The following is a 995-nucleotide window of genomic DNA, read 5'->3' as shown; positions in this document are numbered from 1 at the left end:
GGACCGAGACTTCTTCATATTCCGACTGGTCAAACTCTACGCCTAAAAATTTAACACTTCTAACTGCCAAATTTAACATATGCACCGCCATTTCGGCTTGACCCGTCCGATTCAAGAGGGTAAAAATTCCGATTTTTCAGACCTTCGCTGACAATTTGCTGACAGAAATTGAATGAAAAATCCCGCAACTCTTGATTATCAATGAGTTACGGGATTTTGGGGTGCCCAGAACAGGACTCGAACCTGCACGCCTCGCAGCACTCGCACCTGAAACGAGCGCGTCTACCATTCCGCCACCTGGGCTTGTTTTATTTTACGAGTGCAAAGATAAGACTTTATTTTTGATTATGCAAATATTTTTTAATTTTTAGGTCTACACCCACACGGCCCTACTCTCAACCCTTTCATTTAGGCTTTCATTTAAAATTGGTGGAAGTTTACGAAAATAGTGGTATTTTATAGCGAAAATGTCTACCTTTGCACACAGCGATGCCGAAGCACCGCCTTCGGTGTTTCTTTATCATAAGATTTAAATTTTTAAAAGAGGCGGAGCGGCTGAGATGGCTCTTCCGCCTCGATTTTCGCTACGCGAAAATATGCATTATTTGCCTGATATGCAACATTTTCGGTTTAATATATTAAAAAGAAATATGGGTCAAGCCGAAATGGCGGTGCATATGTTAAATTTGGCAGTTAGAAGTGTTAAATTTTTAGGCGTAGAGTTTGACCAGTCGGAATATGAAGAAGTCTCGGTCCCGAACCCCGCGCATTTGTGAGCGAAATATTTTGACTTTAGAGTTGAATGCCTCGGCGGAGGCATTGGTCGCACGACGGCGGAGGTAGTTCAGGATAGTTGGAGCGTGGTTCTTGAATGTTTTGATTACCGAGCGGAAGTTGTTGTTACCAAGAGCCATTACCTTTTCATACCACCTGTTCATCCGCCCCATGGCTTTTGTCGGTGAGATTTTAGCGTTGAAAATCTTGCGCAGCTCCAT

1 protein-coding gene and 1 tRNA gene are annotated in these 995 nt (G+C 43.1%); both read right to left on the bottom strand.

Annotation, left to right across the window (positions count from 1 at the left end; translation table 11 throughout):
- Window positions 1-222: 222 nt before the first annotated feature.
- A tRNA-Leu gene (locus tag QGT73_RS17310) sits at window positions 223-303 on the bottom strand.
- 407 nt (window positions 304-710) lie between these two features.
- On the bottom strand, window positions 711-995 hold a 285-nt coding region (locus QGT73_RS17305; RefSeq protein WP_280123256.1), incomplete at its 5' end, for a transposase.

It is taken from the genome of Duncaniella muricolitica, from assembly GCF_910574735.1.
Lineage (GTDB): Bacteria > Bacteroidota > Bacteroidia > Bacteroidales > Muribaculaceae > Duncaniella > Duncaniella muricolitica.
This window is presented reverse-complemented; position numbering and strand designations above follow the sequence as displayed.